Below are 17,941 nucleotides of genomic sequence, written 5' to 3'. Positions count from 1 at the left end.
ATGCCTCGTTTTAACATAAAACTAGCAAGCTTAAGTCTAGTTCAATTGTTTAATATTGAGCTATAAATCTTATACTACCTAGTAAATGTTGAGCTAATCATCCTTGATGTAGAAACATAATGATATCCAAACCTTTATGCCTAATAGTGTATTAGACAGCATGCTCAATAACACGCACACTGACAAGGTTAAGTTTCAATCACTTCGGACATTTAAGACTTAAAATTAAACAACTATGTGTAATTCAGATAACCGTTGGCAGTCCTGTGGTTGGTAAAAGCGAACAAGCGCGTATAACGAGACCTCTTATACGCTCACCAAAGAATAATAAAGTTAATATTTTCAGTTGGATATGTGATGATTATGTGCTGAGGAAAGCAAGCAATTCTTGTGTCGTTAATACCGCAAGGATATGTAAAAATCAGAGTTATTTAGTTATAACTGTATATCCAACAGTTATCTTGAAGCGTGCATTAATAACCTGCTGAACTTAGCTCGAATGAAAGTTATAAGAAATTCTAGGGCAAATTCAGATGAATAGCATGTGAGTGAGCTTTTACGCTAACCCACAATGGGGCACAAACCTGCCAGCGACGATCATGCTGACACGCCTCTGGACAAAACTAAGCAATTGATTTTACTAATTTAGCAGACCATAAATTACTATTTCTATTGGTAACCTTCGTCCTCATGGACAAGTTAGCTATTCCACAACACATCCTTACGGTAATTTTCCTTACGATATCATCTAAAATCAAAGGCAGACTCCATAAATAACCTCTTTGCTTAATCGAGAGAATGCATGCATAAGTTAAGTATCAAAGCCAAAAAAATACTGGCATGGATAACTGGAGCCTTTTGTGTGCTCGGCTGGCTGAGTACTACACTAGGGCTATGGGATAATTTCAAGTGGGTAACAGTCCCGTCGTTTAGCGGTCTCTTAAGAAGCTCTTCCCCTGACGATTGGCAAAAGTTTTCAGCTTTTTTGTTTAACAATATTAAAAATAAAGTGAAGTTGGATGTCGTCTTAGTTGATGATTATTTTGTGTCGCAAAGCGAGTATAACAACCACCTTGCAGATAGAACTATGGATATGCGGGATGGCTATGACTGGTTCGAACTTGATGGTGAGACCTATAATGAGATGAGAATAACCATCAGTGATGGTGATTTTTTTTATCATACCTCTTTCGTAACAACATATGATAGTAAATATGAGAGCACTTATATTCGTCGAAATACAGGCTGGTGCAGTGAATACATAGAACCCTGTGGACGTGACCGCAAAACAGGTAAGGTCTGTATTGAAGATTATGAAGAGAGTGAATGTCGATACGTGATTATAAAAGGATTTTTTGAGTTTGATACAATCACAGGCCTAAATGGAATAACACGCCACAGGTTTGAATATCGCGAACTTCCTGAATAGTACCTGTACCGACAATTTTTCTTGTGAAAAATGGTACTAATGGTGTGTATTTGGAAAATCAAAAACAAACTTCTGACTTAATTGATTTGATAACGGATCAATTATCCTAGTAAGGGGGGAATATCATCATTACACTGACCAACCTGAAACTTACCAAAAGCAGTATGAGTTAACCACTTAAACCCACATTAGCCAAAACATGGCAAATCTTCGCTAACAGGCTATGAAGATTCTTTGCACTGACAATAAATGGGGCAAACCTGAGTTAGAGCAATCTGTCAGTTCAGATTAAGCCGGGATTTAAGAGCTGACAGATTGAATGTAGACAAATCCATTTTAGTGTTAGGGCATATTGATTGTACAAATTGAATGTACTTAGTGTCAGTTTAGTCCTAGACATCTTTCACCCCTCCAATAATTAATTTGACCACAAGGAGAATATAGATGCCAATCAATTACTTGAAAGTTATTGATTGGTTGTTTGATACGTCAGAGCTGACCATTTATTGTTATGCGTGAGGTTTGATAAGTTGGCTGCATAGCAACGGTTGATTCAGAATGGTCGATGACGCAGATCGGGTTTATCTCTGGTATAGGTCATTACCTGATGGTTTTCGCTGGCTGTATTCTAGTCTCCCCACTTATTCAGAAAATAGAAGCATACTATGCGGTAGCTTCATTCTCAGCATACCTATCTCTATAGTCGCAATTTGATTTGTTTTTAGCTGTCGAGACAGATAGAGCAAGTTACTGTAGTTCGAAGCCTTGGGGCACATTACAACAAAAAGCGAACTGTACTCTTCCTATACTCTATATACCCAAGCTACCTCAAGATGCAGGATTCAGAGTGAGACCAGCGTGTTCAGTTCAAGGAAAATAGCGGTAGGAATGGTAGCCCCTTTCAACGTTATTTGACACAGAAATGGGCACGCTGGCTCACTCCCAAAGGGCGAGTTTACTTGGCTTCTATGCGTTGTTACCGATTATCAATTTAGAACCACTAGATTTTCTAATCGGTGCCTTGCCTACAAGCCAAGTAATTCTCGCTGAAACGAGCATCTTGAGGTGGCTTGGGTATAGTAATTTCGCCAGATCAAAATCCTGTAGGGAGTACGCTATGGGTCGCTCTTTGGTTCTATTGTTCGCCTTCATCGTATTCGGACTCCAGCCCCTAGCAGCATTGGCCGCGAGTGATTCCGACAAGTATGCCCGTGCCCGAGAGACAATGGTTCAAGACCAGCTAATTAAACGCGGCATCGTCGACAAGAAAGTGCTAGCGGCAATGAACAAGCTCCCTAGGCACCTTTTTGTTCCGAAGATTCTGGCGTTTAAAGCCTATACAGATTCTCCCCTGCCGATCGGAGAAGGACAGACTATATCCCAGCCATATATTGTTGCCCTGATGACAGAGGTTCTCGAACTCAAAGGCAATGAAAAAGTACTCGAGATCGGGACCGGCTCTGGATATCAGGCTGCGGTGCTTTCCGAAGTAACCAAAGAAGTAATTAGCATCGAAATCAAGAAAAAGCTCTGTGTTAAGGCCAGAAAGCTCCTTGACTCGCTTGGTTATACCAATGTTGAAACACGGTGCGGTGACGGCTATTTCGGCTGGAATAAGGGAGCGCCCTATGATGCGATTATGCTCACCGCAGCCATAGACCATATCCCTCCGCCTTTATTGGCGCAACTCAAGGATGGAGGGCGGCTAGTACTCCCCTTGGGAAACCCCTTCAGTTATCAAAACCTTGTGCTCGTCACCAAAGAGAATAATGACTATAGGGTTTGGCAAATTGCCGGTGTTCTCTTTGTGCCTATGACCGGACACGCAATGAAGCCCTTCGGGAAATAACAATGAATCTCCCGGCAGTTTTCCTTGTATCCCTTTCTTCGCTCGCCTTTGAGGTACTGTTAGCCAGAATCTTCTCAATTAGCCAGTGGAATCATCTCTCCTTTATGGTGATCAGCATTGCGCTATTTGGCTTTGCTGCCAGCGGCACTGTATTAAGTATTCTCGATTCAAGGAAAAACAACTGGGTTAAGCGACTTGCGACAGGGAAAGCAACATCTATTTTAGTACTGCTCTACAGCTGTTCTACACTTGTTTCCTTTCTTATCCTTATAAAACTTCCCCTTGATTACTTCAGGCTTCCACTGGAGTCAATCCAGGCATTTTATCTTTTTCTCAGCTACACGCTTCTCGCGATACCGTTTTTTTTCGCCGGTGTTATTGTGCTTTCTGCCTATGTCGAGCAGCCAGAAAACACGGGCTTCATTTACTTTTCCACTATGGCAGGCTCTGCTCTGGGTACAATTCTTCCCTCCCTGTTGCTGCCTTTTATCGGAGAAGGAAAACTTGCCGTAACCGTTGCAATAGTTCCTCTATGTTATGTAACAGCAGCCGCTTTAATAATAAAAAAGAAAAATGTTGGCTCCCGTCATCAGCCCCGGAACCTATCTTTATCTCTCGTCAGCACCTGTATTATGTTGCTGATTATACCTTTGCTCTTCACTCCATGGGGAGCTACTCAGCTGGCTGTCACCCCATCACCGTATAAATCTCTGAGTCAGCTTTTGCAATTTCCTCAGTCAACAGTCACAGAGTCGAAGAGCAGCATAACGGGCAAAATTGACACAGCGACCAGCCCCTATATTCGCTACGCACCAGGCCTCAGCCTCAAATATAACGGCAGCCTTCCTGTGCAAAACGCCATTTTTCGCGACGGAGACGAGCAACTGGTTCTCTATGGCGCTGATAGCAGCTCGAAGACGTTCGAGTTCGCAAAATTCACCTTGCCATCGGTAGGCTATGATCTTGTCCCACATCCCCAAAGCGCTCTTCTTATCATCAGAGGCGGAGGAACCAGCATACCGACAGCGCTTGCTACTGGGATCCCGGATGTAACCGTTATTCATGAAAGCCCAAGTATATCTCGGGCCATAGCAGAACATTATAAGTTGCGTACAACGCCCGAGAACCCTCGAATATTTCTCAGACACTCACAAAGAAAATACGACATCATCCATCTTGAGAGCTGGGGAACATCTCTGGCTGGATCTGCAGCGCTTAGCCAAGAATACCTATTTACCACGAAAGCCTTCGAGGAGTATCTGAAACATCTTTCGGAAAAGGGAGTCATCATCGTTTCACGCAAGCTGCTTCTTCCTCCCTCCGACTCGATCCGCCTTTTTGCTACGGCACTTCAGGCCCTACGCGAGAGCGGCAAAAAGAACCCACAGCATCACGTTACTCTGTTAAGAAATTGGGGAATATACACTCTAATAATTAGCAATAATCCGATAAAAAATATTGAAATTCCGATGAACTTTGCTGAAAAGCTGAATTTCGACATTGTCTATATCCGAGATATGCAGTTATCTCTTGCCAATCGCTTCAATATTTTCGAAGTTCCCCATCATTACCTTGCCGTCGAAAACCTTCTTCAGCATTACAGTGAAAAGAGAGAAAAACAATTTTTCGATAATTACCTTCTGGATGCAGCTCCACAGGATGACCACAGACCATTTCCAGGCCGCTATATAAAATGGGACAGATTAGGCGATTTGTACCAGAGCATGGGAAGCAGACCCTATTCAATGCTACTTTCAGGTGAGGTCGTCATTGCTGTCGTTTTTGTCGAAGCACTCGCTGTCTCTGTCCTGCTATTATTGCTTCCCAAGCTCTTCGCCAAAGGGAAACAAAAGAAAGTCCCTTTATCCCAGAAGCTCTATTTCTTTTCCATCGGAGCGGGATTTATGTTCGTGGAAATCTATTTTATCAAAGCCTATATCCAGATATTTTCCAGCCCGGTGCTTAGCTTTACTTTTGTCCTGGCAGGTATTCTGCTCTCATCAGGTTTCGGCGGATGGTGGTCGCAAAAAATGGGAAGAAATGCTGTTACCTATTCCCTGTCGGCTCTTTTCCTATCGCTTCTTGGCATCCTTTACTTTATGGATCTGATAATCGATTGCCTTCTAGGGTTACCCGTACTTCTTCGCTATCTAATTGCCCTGCTTATACTTTTTCCTCCTGGAGTAATCATGGGAGTGCCGTTCACTCTGGGAATGCGCTGCCTCCTTACAACCCCACTACAGCGGGCCTTTGCTTGGGCGATGAACGGATGCGCATCGGTTCTTACATCGATTGTCGCTGCCGGACTTGCTCTTAATTTCGGAATTCCGTCAATTATGCTTTGCGCGACAGTATTTTACTTGTTAGCGGTATTTTGTTCGAGAGACTCAAAAGCTAATCAATTGGAGTCGCTCCCTTGAGTAAATATCGTGAGAGCCAGAGAGAAAGAAATCAATGATCTTCTTTTTGAACGATTGATAGCCAGAGCAGTGAGTTATGTTCATCATCATCAAAAGGCTACTCGCAAAAATAATACTATCTTAATAATGAGACGGTTATTTACCGTATTTTTTGCGTAGATTTTAGAGGTTATCTATAAATAATATCGTGCTAAAGGAAGTAGCCAGATAATCATAAAGGATTAGTCCTAAGAATCGATATCAGGATATTGATCAAATGAATATTAAAACGGTTGGCCTTTTAACTGCTCTTGCACTTTCAATAGCTGCATCAGGAGCTCATGCTTATAGCTACAAATCCAAATCCGGTTATAAAAGTTATAAGCCGAAAGTAACTTGTCAGGTTAGCTCGAAAAAATATTACAGTGAGCCCTCATACAAAAAGTCCAACGGCAAGTACTATGGTTCCAAGTATAAGAAACCAAGTTACAAGGAATATAGTTACAAGAGTAAAAAAAGCTGCGATCGCTACTGGGGTTAGCAGCTAAAACCCAAGGAAGCGGAGCTCTCTATGAGCTACCGCTACCTTCTGGTATTAGCTCCTAACTAATTATTCCATCTACGAGCTAAACAGTTTTTTTGTTTCTGGAGTTAATGTTGCGATGCACTCATTTAGTTGGCTCTGTCTGTACTTAATATGCTTACTTGCATCACTTACCGCTTGCGATAACTCGCAACAAGAAACACAAGATTCCGCGTCACCCAGTTCGCTACCGTTTGTCGTTCCAGGTGACGGCCCCGGCCTCGACCAATTAGTTGTCGCTTCCGGCACCCTCAAGCCTGTCGGGGAAGTCGAAGTTGGCTCCGAGGTGTCCGGGCGCATCACCGAGCTGTTAGTTGATTTCAACGATGTCGTTCAACAAGGTCAAATCATTGCCCGCATAGACTCGGAATTCTTTGAAGCGCAGCTTAGACAAGCCAAAGCAACACTGCTAAATGCCAAGGCCACCGTAGAAATGCGAAAAGCCTCCTTACGTCAATCTTCACGATCACTGGAGAGGATCAGAATCCTCAACAAGAAAAATGTCGCCTCCGAGAATCTGTTGGACGAAGCCGAAACCGAAGTATGGGTAGCCCGGGCAGAACTTGACCGGGCGAAAGCCTTTGTCAGAAGCCATGAAGCCGCCCTGGAAGAAGCCAAAGTTACGCTATCACGTACCGCAATACGCGCCCCGATTGACGGTGTAGTCATCTCTCGCGAGGTTATGAGTGGACAAACTGTTGCCGCTAGTCTCGAAGCACCCAAGTTATTCAAGATAGCCCGTACCCTCGGTGAAATGGAAATCCACGCAAGAGTCGATGAGGCTGATATTGGCCAGCTCCAGGTTGGGCAGCAAGCGATATTCACGGTTCCAGCATACGGAGAGCAACGCTTTAGTGCCAAGGTCATACAAATACGAGTTTCACCGAAAATTATCGATAACGTAGTGACCTATACGGTTGTTTTGTTAGCTGAAAATCAGGGGGACTCGCTGTTACCGGGAATGACAGCTGTTGTTGAGATAGCCGCAGGTCAAGCTGCCAACAACGAAATCGAAAAGTACTCTTCAAGGACTGAGTAACCTTCATCCGCGACGAGCCGATAACCCACGGAGCAGAAACTCAAAATCATATTTTGGAATTAATGGCAATGAGCTACTGGCTATATCTGACCAATGCATTGAGAACTATATACCGACATCGTCTTCGAAGCTTTCTGACGATACTAGGCATTATGATTGGTGTGGCTGCGGTCGTTACCGTGATCGGCGTCGGTGCAGGCAGTCAACACCAAGTACTTCAGCGCGTAGAAAGCCTGGGAGCCAATCTGCTGTTTATCGAACCAGGCGTAATGGAAACTGGTGGAGTACAACTACAAAAGAAATTTCCCACGCTGACTGTCCAGGATATCGAAGCCGTACGCCAGTTTGTACCAAACGTATTGACCGCAGCTCCATCAGTCTATGCCGACGCCCGTGTGATATATGGGGCACAAAATTGGATCAGTCGGATCCAGGGTACAACCCGAGACTATTTCCCGATTAGGGGCTGGGAGATTGCACAAGGGCGCATGTTCACGGAACGAGAAGAGGTACGGGCAAAAAAAGTGGCGATACTGGGAGAAACCGTTTCCCGGGAGCTGTTCGGCTTGGGGCACGCCATCGGTAAGACAATACGTATCGGTAAAACTCCATTCAAAGTGGTCGGTGTCCTAAAACGGAAAGGGCAGGCCCCCGGAGGTGCAGATCAGGACGACAAAGTACTGGTTCCGCTCGACACAGCCAGACTTCGCATCATCGGCCTGAGCAAAACCCGTCCAGGGGCCATTCACTATGCTCACATCCGTTTAGACGATCCGAGGCGGATAAACCAGACCATAGAAGATATCCAAATTGTATTAAGGCGCCAACATCACATTCCGATGACCCATCCTGATGATTTCGTAATAAACGACCTGACCGCAATCCAAGAAAGCATGGCCGAAGCTACAAAATCGCTCACGTTCTGGCTGGCATCGGTAGCAGCCATATCTCTGGTTGTAGGAGGCATCAGCATCATGAATGTCATGTTGGTGGCAGTGCGAGAAAGAACAGAAGAAATTGGTCTGCGACGAGCCGTGGGGGCTACCAATAAGGATATTAGAAACCAGTTTCTCATTGAAGCGACTTGCCTCACTACTATCGGTGGACTATCAGGGCTAGCTCTGGGCTTGGGGTTAGTGGTTCTGATTGCACGCTTGCGCGACTTCCCGGTAATGATTACACCAGGCGCTCTCATTCTGGCACTCGGTTCAGCAACAGCAGTCGGCATTGTTTCCGGACTGTACCCTGCCCTGCTGGCATCTCGGCTAGATCCCATTCGCGCCCTCAAACGGGAGTAGAGAATTGAACACGACCGAAGCATCACCTTCATTAGTTGCACTAGACGCTGTAAGCAGAACATATCGGATGGGCAAAACGGATGTGACAGCCCTGCATTCCGTCTCTCTGTCAATCTGCTCAGGGGAGTACATCGCAATTACCGGCACATCCGGCTCGGGCAAATCAACTCTGCTACAAATTATCGGATGCCTGGACAGCCCTACCGCAGGTCGCTACGCCTTGAATGGAACTCGAGTGGACGAGCTATCAGACAATGAACTTTCCCATGTCCGTAATACCCAGATAGGCTTTGTCTTTCAGGCCTTCCACCTAATGCCGCAGCTTAACGTCATGGAGAACATTGAGCTGCCCCTACTCTATAGGAGACTCACCAACAAACAGCGAACCATGAGAGTTAACGAGGCACTGGGTAAAGTGGGACTTAACAAACGAGGATTGCACAAGCCACACGAGTTATCCGGTGGCGAACGACAAAGAGTGGCGATTGCCCGGGCACTTGTAGGAGCCCCATCAATAGTGCTGGCAGACGAGCCAACGGGAAATCTAGACCAAAAGACCGGTGATGAAATCATGCACACTATTGAATCTCTCAATGCAGAGGGAGTTACAATCTTGATGGTTACTCACGACCTAGAGAAAGCTAAGCGAGCAACCCGGCTTATCGAAATGAAAGATGGCCGAATTCTGTAGAACAGTGAACATATACGTTTCATTTTCAGTGAGTTGTTAATAATTCATCGCTTTAAATTTCTTGGGCGAAGTGAAAAGACATGATTATCACAACTCACTGTTTTTCTTGTCTCTGGTGTCACAATTGTTATTTGAATCTAAGCTATATTAAACCGCAGCAAGGCTGATGCAAAAACCTGCAATAGTTGCCGCCATCAGGTTAGATAGTGTACCCGCAGCCACGGCCTTAAGACCCATACGTGCGATATCATGACGACGGTTCGGTGCAATCCCACCTAGGCCACCAAGAAGAATCGCAATTGATGACAGATTGGCAAAACCACAAAGTGCAAATGAGATAATTGCCGTTGTCTTTTCGGTCATGACTTCACCTGTAGCAGGTACAACCAGACCATCCTCCCCAAGATAAGGAACGAAGTTAACGTAGGCGACAAATTCATTCACTATGGTCTTCTGACCAATAAATGAACCAGCCAGTGTGGCTTCTTCCCAAGGAACACCAATCAGGAAAGCCAGAGGAGCCAAGAGCCAACCAAGAATAAGCTCCAGACTTAGCTGCTCGTAACCGAACCAGCCGCCGATACCACTGAAAATACCGTTAATAAGTGCGATAAGACCGATAAATGCAATGAGCATTGCACCAACGTTTAACGCCAGGCTAAGACCCGCAGAAGCACCGCCAGCAGCTGCATCGATAACATTAGCGGGTTTCTCGTCTTCACCCGCAATTTCCTGGTCAGGGATTTCATCTTTGAAGTGGTCAGCTTCAGGCTTGATAATTTTGGCAAATAGCAGACCACCAGGTGCAGCCATGAAAGATGCCGCAACAAGGTATTCTAGCGGCACCCCCATCGACGCGTAGCCTGCCAATACCCCACCAGCCACAGAAGCCAAACCACCACACATTACCGCAAACAGCTCAGACTGTGTCATACGAGAAATGAACGGACGGACAACCAAAGGTGCCTCAGTCTGACCGACAAAAATGTTAGCTGCCGCCGACATAGACTCCGCGCGTGATGTGCCCAGCGCTTTCTCCAGTGCACCACCAAGGATCTTGATTACCCACTGCATCGCACCGATGTAGTAAAGCACAGAGATCAATGCAGAAAAGAAGATGAGTGTTGGAAGGACCCGGAATGCAAAGATAAAACCACCACCACCGAATACTTCGAACATCTTGTCAGAAACCAGACCTCCGAATAGGAAAGACGTACCGTCGTTACCGTAATTAATAACATTGGCAACACCATCAGAGAAACCACCTAACAGGTCTTTACCCCAGGGGACGTATAGAACGAATGCACCAAGTGCAAATTGAATAGCAAAAGCACCTCCGACAGTTCTAAGGTTTATTGCCTTTCTGTTGTCAGAAAGGAGTACAGCTATGGCTAAAAGAACGACCATACCAACTAGACTCATTAAAATGCTCATCGTGTAAGGTATCCTTATTGCTAGAAAATATTGAGAACAGCCTCATCAGCGTCGATAAAAACTGTTTCTCGGCCAGAAAAAAGGCATTAATATATTTTATATCTAATAAGGACAGATGATTCTCATGAGACCGGTTTTCAGGTAGGCCATGCTGGCCTAACTAGTTGACAACAAAATAACAGACAGGATTGTTTGTATAGTTAGGCAAATAGAAGGCAGCTTTCCACTGTTTATATCAACGGGGGCAGTAAAGGCATGACCGATAGACTTTCAGCTATACAGGACAATAGCTTAACGGTAATGTCAGCCGATAGAGGTAAATATACCAATTATTTTCTAGCTTATTCGGCGTTTGGCACTAAATGCTTCAGACTAAATGCTCTTTCAAAGAAGCTACGAGTGTTTCGTATTCTACGTCATCCCCAGGTTCTGGAAAGTTAACGCCTGAAATAGATCTGGGTGAAATGAAGATGTAGGTTCGTTTATCGAATTCCCATTCTCTAACAATACCTTTGGCAGGTTCATCCTCTGCTGTATCGAGAATTTCTGACATCCCTTTATACCCATCAACAAGGTCCCCACTTGTTGTTTTGCCTTTGCCATCAGGTGATGTAAGTGTCACTACGACAGCGCTGACCATTGGTAGGCCGAGGATGCTTTCGCAGACAAAGAAGATACTGCCAGCATCCCCATCATGCCCTGCTCTCTTAGCCTCCTCTAATCGGCAGGACATCGTACGAAACAACCCCCGGGAAAAGTGAAGCCTGCTCTCGCCGAACTCTCGCCCTAAGATGCTTTCGGTGAGTTCCTTGCTCATTGTGTCACCGACCGCACTCGATGACGCTTTGATTGACTCACGTTTCGCTTCAACGAAAAATTCAGATTTACCGAGTATCTTTAGAATGGCATTAGAACTGTAAATTGAGTTGGCTTTTCCTTGTGCGTCCTTGTGGGTAGCTATGGCTTTCGTCATCGCCGCAAAGAAAATGCTCATATCAGAAAACATATGCTTCAAGGCATCACTGACTACCTCTGCTCCCTCATTGGTAGTACATACCATTACATTACCCGTCTCATTAAAGGCATAGTATTTACTTAAGGGAGCATAGTGAGAGCTCTTGGACTCTGTATGCTTCGGACGAAACAGCCAACTCAACATACCCATGGCTTACCCCTTTGAATTATCTGCTGGGGAGGATGTACCTGGAGAGCCGTCTGTTCCCTCTATACTGCGCTTCATCGATTCAACTAAATTGTTGAACTCGGGATCAGACATGGCCTCGTTAAGTTCACTCGCCTGACGAATAAAATTGGGTGGCACGAATAAATGCACTTCCTTTTCAATGTGAAAAATTTTCTTTTGGTTGTTGGCATCGAAACAAGGTCCAAGCTTAAGGTCACCTTCAGACAAACTCGCATCAATAGAAAAAACAAGCGGGGTAATTGAAACCGCCCCCATTAGATACTCACAGACAAAAATAATCGTTCCAACTTTCTTATTTGATGTAACTCTATTCTTTGCAACTTTAAGTCCTTCACTCCCTACCGATGCAATCAGTGAACGCAAGGAGTGAGATAATGCAGCCAGGTTTCCGCTCAGCCCGAGAAGTGCCTGGATAAGTTGATTCGAAAATGTAACCCCCCAGCTACTGCTTTCAAAATTGATCGTACTTTTAGTCACATTAACAAAAAGCCCCGAGCCCATGATCAAATCATTCAAAGCATCATAATCATAAAGTGATTTACCTGAGTCTGACATCGCCTTGGTTAATGCAGCAAAAAAAACGCTGACCTGAGCAAAGGCTTCCTTGGCCTCCTCCGAGATATTTTCAGGCGTATCGGGAGAGCTTAGCGTTGTAGCAATAAATAGGTTTCCAGTCGCATTAACGACAAATTGCTTCGTAGCAGGAATGTTCGCTTGATTATTCGAAATCGGGTTCTTGGCGCGAGAATCATCTGTACTAGTTTCTACCATTGTATCCTTAGCCATGTTTTCTCTCCCTCTAAATTGATGGTGTTATATGGCCTGTTTTGAACCAAAGGTTTTTGTCACACTATATAGGGAACTTGCGGTCCGTCATTATGAATAATTTTATATAAGGAGCTCTTCTCTATACCATTTCTACATTAGGCTACATTTAAAAGATTTAGATATTGAATGTTTCAATAGTTTACTTTGATCACAACAAATATAAGGCAGCTTAAATTAAAGCTGCCCATTCCTTTTCCTATTTATATAATGAACACAGGTAATTTATTCTTGATCATTACCCTTCATAGCATTTGGAACCGTTCCGGTAACCCAAAACTCATTTTCCCGTGACTGAATCTGTTCGGCGAGAAAATCAACAAAACAACGTATCCGGGCGGTTCGACGGAGATCGCGATGAAGAAGCAGCCAAATACTTCTATAAGGAAGCGGCTTTTGAAAAGGCGCTCTCACAAGGTTGGGGTGTCTATCGCCAATGTTGCATGCAAGATATGCCATGCCAAGCCCAGAGGCCGCAAGTGATATTAACGGGACGAGTTCCGAGACACGATGCTTAAGCGTTGCGTTGGGGTAGAAGCTCTCTTTCAACCACTTAGCTGTTATATCCCCTTCTGCTTCATGCCAACCAATAAAGTTTAACCCTTGCCCCGCATTATCTTTTACTCGCTCAGCATATTCTCTAGTACAATATGCCGCCTGAGACATCTGAACAAGCCTGCGCCCCACCGCATCGTCATACACTTCATTTGCCACTCGTATGGAGACATCGGCTTCACGGCGGCTAAGATTAACAATCTCATTCCCAAACTGTAAGTTGAGCGTAATATCTGGATAGCGCTCAGAGAACAGCGCCAGATCATCCATGAGCGAGGTCATCGCCATACCGTGCGGCATAGATACATAGACAGTACCGACAGGATCCGCATCTCTACCGATAATCATGCGGGAAGCAGATGTCATCTCCTCCTCAACTCTCTCGGCATATGGCAGCAATTCTTCGCCAATCTGGGTTAAGACTAGCCCCTGCTTAGAACGATCAAAAAGGCGACTTCCTATTTGCTCTTCCATGATAGAAAGTCGGCGAGTGAGCGTTGTATGGTTGACACTGATGCTCTGCGCCCCTCCCCGTATTGTTCCAGCTCGAACAACAGCAAGAAAGAACTTTAGATCATCCCAGTTGAAGGCATAACTCTCGTTGTTTAACACGGCGACATCCGGTTCATATTTGAAACACTATGTCCACTTTTACCCATATACAGTTCATTTTTCAATCCTGTTAACTTATTCGCATGCCAATAATCACATTAATGGAGAAAGACATGAACACAATTCAAACCGTTCTGGTTACGGGTGCGAATGCAGGAATTGGACTCGAAGCTGCCCGCCAACTAGCAGAGCAGGATGGCATTAATAAAATCTATCTTGGCTGTCGAAATCTGGCGAAAGCTAATGACGCGAAAGACAGACTTGTAGAAAAAACAGGGAGAGACATCTTTGAGATATTAATACTGGATGTCTCTGACTCAGCATCAGTACGTAATGCTGTTAACAAGCTGGAGTCACCTGTCGATGCCGTAGTGTTAAATGCCGGCGGTACTGGCGGGCAAACACCAAATAAGCTAACAGATGATGGCGTAACAACTATATTCGCTTCTAATGTATTAGGTCATGCCGTACTTGTCGAAGAGCTAATCAATCGTCAACTTGTTACCTCAACAATCCTCTATGCAGGCTCAGAAACGGCTAGAGGCATACCCAAAATGGGCGTAGCTAAACCAGAGCTAGAAACCTCCTCAATGGAAGAGTTCGCTTCCATTGCTAATGGCAGCAAGTTCGGCGCAAAAGCTGACCCTCTTGATATATACGGCACCATTAAACTTACGGGCGCTTTATGGATGGCATCGATGTCCAGACAACACCCTCATCTTCGCTTTGTAACCATGAGTCCAGGAGGCACCACCGGCACTAACGGTATGAGCGACTTACCTTTCCTCAAGAAGCTTTTCTTCAAGTATGTTGGAGGCCTTTTCATGCCAATGCTAGGCATGATGCACAGCGTAGATAAAGGCGCGAAGCGCTATCTCGATGGTTTATTTGATCCACGATTCGAGAGCGGGCATTTCTATGCAAGCCAGGCAGGCTCACCTACTGGCCCAGTGGTTGACCAACTAACGATTGAACCTTCACTTGGCAATATTACCGCTCAAGACAACGCTCGTCTGGCGATTCAACAATTCTCGTAAACCCGATTCCAATATTTAAGGAGAAACACTATGCATACCACATTACAAATTCTTGTTGGATTATCGACGCTTATGCTAGGTGGGCTGGGGATCATGTCTATGTTTGCACCACAAAAGATGGTCACTAATTTCTCATTAGAACCCGTAGGCAAAGCAGGACTTAATACTATTCGGTCAGTAATGGGTGGTCTATTTTTAGCCTGCGTAACTATTCTGGCACTTGGTTTGACGTCAGGTAAAACGGAAGGATATTTCTTCGTTGCTATTGTACTTATTGCCGTCGCCGTTGGCCGATTAGTAGGTCTTGTTCTCGATGGATTCGATAAAGCGGTTATCCCACCGTTGGTGTTGGAGTTAGCTATTGCGGGAGTATTGTTGCTAAGCCATTTGAAGAATGGAGGGTTTTATTAAAGACCGCCTGCGAGCAGAGGAAATCAAGGCAACTTTAGCCAAGGCTGTCTTTGTTCTGAGCGATAATAATTTATTACCATGCTCAATGTTTTAGTTCAGGCTAAATCTAATAATCGAGCGTAAAAAGAAGAGAGTTACCCACCTTGATTTAAGAGGTAACTCTCATGTTTCATACTCACAACCAATGATATTCCCACATACTACTTAAGACAAACGCACCAATCTAAATCAGCTTAATTCCGTTGTCTTTCACCACAGCTTCAAACGACTCGTCAAGGAATTTCACGTTTGTATATCCCTTATTTATTAATGTGGTATAAGCTAATGATGCGCGTGCTCCGCCTGCGCAATGTAATATAACAAGGTCGGTTCTGGGAATACGGTCAAGGTTCTGATCTAGCTCATCAAGAGGAATGTTGATCGCACCTTTCAGGTGACCATGGCTTACTTCATCAACAGAGCGCACGTCAATGACTGTTGCAGTTCCTGATGTCACGGCTTTAACAAAGTCTTTCTCATCAATAGCCCCTTTAGCCAGCTTTTTGACATAATTGAGCTCTTCTGCAATCTTGCCGGTCTCAACAGGTAAATTCGCCTGCATCCATGCCAATACACCACCATTTAATATCGAGACATTCTTGAACTTCCAGAAAGTCAGAATCTCATAGGCTTCTATCGCATCATCACTTGAGTCACTATCAGCAACAATGGTGATCGAGGCCTTTTTATCCCTGAGATCGAAAATTGTACGCTTATTAGTTGGGTATTTCTCTTTGTTCCACTGTTCGTGCATCTCCAGCAGCTTCTCTGCAGGCAGGTGAACAGCTCCTTTGATGTAACTCTTTGGTACCGTTCTGACATCCATAATAATATGATGAATATCCAGATTCTCAGCTAGCCATTCTTTATTGACGTGTGAAGGGTATACCTCTTCTTTCCATGCCGGATAACCTTCAACATACGCCTTCACATTGTTATAACCATTAGCCTTGGCTGTTCTTAGCGCCTTGGGACTGAGCGGACATGTTACCCCTCCGCAATAGAACACCAATGGTGTCGCCTTGTCTTGTGGTAACCAATGAAGGTTTTGCTGTAACTCATTGGCAGGTGTCGCCTTTGCCCCGGGAATGTGCCCAATCTGATATTTACCAACCGGACGGGCATCACCAATAAACAATGGCTGTCCGTCATCAATTAATTCATACAGTTCTTCTGTATCAATCACTTGCTCTTTAGGAAGCTTGACTAGAATCCGCTTTATTTTTCTGGCCACCCCTTTGCCATCAAGCGTTGCCTTAAACTTGGTGTTGACCGTTAGCTCTGTAAATGAACTCGCGCTTTCAAGCTTCGTCTTATCGGTAAACTTTATTACATTGACTTCATTTGTTTTCGGGTTGAGGTACTGAATGACTTTCCCTTTCACTGATATCGATTGGATTTTACCGACAACATCTTCCGCCATCAGTGAAAATGGCATCCCAAATAAGACGAGTACTATAGCGGCTTTCTTAAACATGAGTATTCTCCATTAATACACAGCAAAAAATCCTTTATCCAGCCTTTCATTCTTAGGAAACTCCTGGTGTGAGGATCGTTTTTTCATTAATTACAACTCGGTAGTTCTCCGCTATCAGCAGCATACTTCACAGCAAAATCTTTAATATGCGGTGCTATTTCCTGAAACTTGTCGCTAGCCAGAAATTCCGCTGCGTTCGGATGTTTTTTACTGTACTTTTTGATAAACCTTGCTCCATCTTTCTTGAAGTAGCGTTTCCACTCAACTTTCAAATGCTGCTCAGCAAACTCCTGACCGTTGTATTCAAAGTAAGGCCGCAGATATTCCAGGTAATATTCCTGCCCTTTGGCGGCATCAGCAGATACGCCAAAGGAGGCTAGAGCGAACATTAGTCCCAAAACATATTTTTTCATTACATTTCCCCTTAATCGTTAATCTACAATCTTGTCATTCATCGATAACTTCTTTCCCCGTCAGCATTGCTTTGAGGTGACTTGAAAGCTTGGCTCCCAGGGTGATCAAATATAAATGCACAATCAGAAACGCGACTATGGCATAGGCTGTAAAGGTATGTATCACAGCCACAGAACCGATCTGTTCGATATACCCGGCAGCACGTAGCTCAGGAAAAAAATAGAAAATCATGCCAGTAGCAATCTGAACCGGGATCAGAACAAATAACAGCCCCAAATAAGCCATTCGCTGAAGTGGGTTAAACTTGTTGTCCGGTGACATATGGTGTGGATGGGACTCACCAACAAATACCCCGTAAAGATAATAGTGAAGTACAGCGTCTATCCCTTTTCTATCAGGCACAAACTGCTTCCATTCTCCTGTCGTAAACACCCAGGTAAAAATCAACACAACGATTGCCACCCAGAGAAAGCCTCCCCAATGATGAAGCATGGAGCTTTGCTGAAAACCAAGCAGACTCATAATCCCATGGAGCTCCAGCCCGGTAAGAATGAGCAGTAACACCAGTAATGCCTGCCCCCAATGCCAAAAGCGCTCGAATCGCTTAAAAATCACAATTGTTTTTTTCATCACCATTCCCCATTT

General features: G+C 44.6%; 16 protein-coding genes. 9 read left to right on the top strand and 7 right to left on the bottom strand.

What is annotated here, in order from left to right; all coding sequences use genetic code 11:
- Positions 1-802 precede the first annotated feature (802 nt).
- From L4D19_RS28525 to L4D19_RS28495, 7 genes are all read left to right on the top strand, one after another.
- On the top strand, positions 803-1,429 hold the full coding sequence (locus tag L4D19_RS28525) for a hypothetical protein (RefSeq protein ID WP_428455177.1): 627 nt from the start codon (positions 803-805) through the stop codon (positions 1,427-1,429).
- 1,117 nt (positions 1,430-2,546) lie between these two features.
- Positions 2,547-3,278 (top strand): protein-L-isoaspartate(D-aspartate) O-methyltransferase, encoded by a 732-nt coding sequence (locus L4D19_RS28520; protein WP_428455176.1) that lies wholly within the window; start codon positions 2,547-2,549, stop codon positions 3,276-3,278.
- A 2-nt stretch (positions 3,279-3,280) separates the two neighbouring features.
- Positions 3,281-5,698: a spermidine synthase family protein gene (locus L4D19_RS28515; RefSeq protein ID WP_428455175.1), complete on the top strand. Its 2,418-nt coding sequence runs from the start codon at positions 3,281-3,283 to the stop codon at positions 5,696-5,698.
- A gap of 256 nt (positions 5,699-5,954) precedes the next feature.
- A complete protein-coding gene (locus tag L4D19_RS28510; RefSeq protein ID WP_428455174.1) occupies positions 5,955-6,218 on the top strand; it encodes a hypothetical protein in 264 nt (87 codons plus the stop codon).
- A gap of 121 nt (positions 6,219-6,339) precedes the next feature.
- On the top strand, positions 6,340-7,299 hold the full coding sequence (locus L4D19_RS28505) for an efflux RND transporter periplasmic adaptor subunit (protein WP_428455173.1): 960 nt from the start codon (positions 6,340-6,342) through the stop codon (positions 7,297-7,299).
- A 68-nt stretch (positions 7,300-7,367) separates the two neighbouring features.
- Positions 7,368-8,597 (top strand): ABC transporter permease, encoded by a 1,230-nt coding sequence (locus L4D19_RS28500; protein ID WP_428455172.1) that lies wholly within the window; start codon positions 7,368-7,370, stop codon positions 8,595-8,597.
- A 67-nt stretch (positions 8,598-8,664) separates the two neighbouring features.
- Entirely contained in the window at positions 8,665-9,288 is a 624-nt protein-coding gene (locus L4D19_RS28495) for an ABC transporter ATP-binding protein (RefSeq protein ID WP_428455188.1), read from the top strand.
- Positions 9,289-9,435: 147 nt separating this feature from the next.
- Here L4D19_RS28495 and L4D19_RS28490 read toward each other — a convergent pair whose 3' ends face one another.
- From L4D19_RS28490 to L4D19_RS28475, 4 genes are all read right to left on the bottom strand, one after another.
- Complete coding sequence (locus L4D19_RS28490) at positions 9,436-10,722, bottom strand: NupC/NupG family nucleoside CNT transporter (RefSeq protein WP_428455171.1); 1,287 nt, start codon at positions 10,720-10,722, stop codon at positions 9,436-9,438.
- Positions 10,723-11,089: 367 nt separating this feature from the next.
- Positions 11,090-11,887, bottom strand: coding sequence for a hypothetical protein (locus tag L4D19_RS28485; protein WP_428455170.1), 798 nt, complete (start codon positions 11,885-11,887; stop codon positions 11,090-11,092).
- A 3-nt stretch (positions 11,888-11,890) separates the two neighbouring features.
- Positions 11,891-12,712 carry a hypothetical protein gene (locus tag L4D19_RS28480; RefSeq protein ID WP_428455169.1) on the bottom strand — a complete coding sequence of 274 codons (822 nt, stop codon included), beginning with the start codon at positions 12,710-12,712 and terminating at the stop codon, positions 11,891-11,893.
- Between the two features lie 264 nt (positions 12,713-12,976).
- Entirely contained in the window at positions 12,977-13,918 is a 942-nt protein-coding gene (locus L4D19_RS28475) for a LysR family transcriptional regulator (protein WP_428455168.1), read from the bottom strand.
- A gap of 113 nt (positions 13,919-14,031) precedes the next feature.
- Between L4D19_RS28475 and L4D19_RS28470 the strand changes: the two genes are divergently transcribed.
- The gene (locus tag L4D19_RS28470; RefSeq protein WP_428455167.1) at positions 14,032-14,955 is read left to right on the top strand and encodes an SDR family NAD(P)-dependent oxidoreductase; all 924 of its coding nucleotides are present in this window, start codon (positions 14,032-14,034) and stop codon (positions 14,953-14,955) included.
- 30 nt (positions 14,956-14,985) lie between these two features.
- Complete coding sequence (locus L4D19_RS28465) at positions 14,986-15,366, top strand: DUF4345 family protein (RefSeq protein WP_428455166.1); 381 nt, start codon at positions 14,986-14,988, stop codon at positions 15,364-15,366.
- Between the two features lie 223 nt (positions 15,367-15,589).
- Here the strand turns inward: L4D19_RS28465 and L4D19_RS28460 are convergent, their stop codons facing one another.
- The 3 genes from L4D19_RS28460 to L4D19_RS28450 all read right to left on the bottom strand — a co-directional run bounded on the left by L4D19_RS28460 (position 15,590) and on the right by L4D19_RS28450 (position 17,926).
- Positions 15,590-16,882, bottom strand: coding sequence for a rhodanese-like domain-containing protein (locus L4D19_RS28460; RefSeq protein WP_428455165.1), 1,293 nt, complete (start codon positions 16,880-16,882; stop codon positions 15,590-15,592).
- Positions 16,883-16,968: 86 nt separating this feature from the next.
- Positions 16,969-17,295 carry a hypothetical protein gene (locus L4D19_RS28455; protein WP_428455164.1) on the bottom strand — a complete coding sequence of 109 codons (327 nt, stop codon included), beginning with the start codon at positions 17,293-17,295 and terminating at the stop codon, positions 16,969-16,971.
- A gap of 34 nt (positions 17,296-17,329) precedes the next feature.
- The gene (locus L4D19_RS28450) at positions 17,330-17,926 is read right to left on the bottom strand and encodes a cytochrome b/b6 domain-containing protein (RefSeq protein WP_428455163.1); all 597 of its coding nucleotides are present in this window, start codon (positions 17,924-17,926) and stop codon (positions 17,330-17,332) included.
- Positions 17,927-17,941: the final 15 nt, after the last annotated feature.

The organism is Photobacterium kasasachensis (genome assembly GCF_050336885.1).
GTDB classification, from domain to species: domain Bacteria; phylum Pseudomonadota; class Gammaproteobacteria; order Enterobacterales; family Vibrionaceae; genus Photobacterium; species Photobacterium kasasachensis.
The sequence above is the reverse complement of the archived record's forward strand: the minus strand, read 5'-3'. Positions and strand labels throughout refer to the sequence as shown.

What these genes read in the sequence shown, in the direction of transcription:
- L4D19_RS28465 (WP_428455166.1), top strand. Translation starts at nt 14,986, where the DNA reads ATGCATACCACATTACAAATTCTTGTTGGATTATCGACGCTTATGCTA.
- L4D19_RS28450 (WP_428455163.1), bottom strand. Translation starts at nt 17,926, where the DNA reads ATGAAAAAAACAATTGTGATTTTTAAGCGATTCGAGCGCTTTTGGCAT.
- L4D19_RS28505 (WP_428455173.1), top strand. Translation starts at nt 6,340, where the DNA reads ATGCACTCATTTAGTTGGCTCTGTCTGTACTTAATATGCTTACTTGCA.
- L4D19_RS28500 (WP_428455172.1), top strand. Translation starts at nt 7,368, where the DNA reads ATGAGCTACTGGCTATATCTGACCAATGCATTGAGAACTATATACCGA.
- L4D19_RS28520 (WP_428455176.1), top strand. Translation starts at nt 2,547, where the DNA reads ATGGGTCGCTCTTTGGTTCTATTGTTCGCCTTCATCGTATTCGGACTC.
- L4D19_RS28460 (WP_428455165.1), bottom strand. Translation starts at nt 16,882, where the DNA reads ATGTTTAAGAAAGCCGCTATAGTACTCGTCTTATTTGGGATGCCATTT.
- L4D19_RS28485 (WP_428455170.1), bottom strand. Translation starts at nt 11,887, where the DNA reads ATGGGTATGTTGAGTTGGCTGTTTCGTCCGAAGCATACAGAGTCCAAG.
- L4D19_RS28470 (WP_428455167.1), top strand. Translation starts at nt 14,032, where the DNA reads ATGAACACAATTCAAACCGTTCTGGTTACGGGTGCGAATGCAGGAATT.
- L4D19_RS28525 (WP_428455177.1), top strand. Translation starts at nt 803, where the DNA reads ATGCATAAGTTAAGTATCAAAGCCAAAAAAATACTGGCATGGATAACT.
- L4D19_RS28515 (WP_428455175.1), top strand. Translation starts at nt 3,281, where the DNA reads ATGAATCTCCCGGCAGTTTTCCTTGTATCCCTTTCTTCGCTCGCCTTT.
- L4D19_RS28495 (WP_428455188.1), top strand. Translation starts at nt 8,665, where the DNA reads ATGGGCAAAACGGATGTGACAGCCCTGCATTCCGTCTCTCTGTCAATC.
- L4D19_RS28480 (WP_428455169.1), bottom strand. Translation starts at nt 12,712, where the DNA reads ATGGCTAAGGATACAATGGTAGAAACTAGTACAGATGATTCTCGCGCC.
- L4D19_RS28510 (WP_428455174.1), top strand. Translation starts at nt 5,955, where the DNA reads ATGAATATTAAAACGGTTGGCCTTTTAACTGCTCTTGCACTTTCAATA.
- L4D19_RS28490 (WP_428455171.1), bottom strand. Translation starts at nt 10,722, where the DNA reads ATGAGCATTTTAATGAGTCTAGTTGGTATGGTCGTTCTTTTAGCCATA.
- L4D19_RS28455 (WP_428455164.1), bottom strand. Translation starts at nt 17,295, where the DNA reads ATGAAAAAATATGTTTTGGGACTAATGTTCGCTCTAGCCTCCTTTGGC.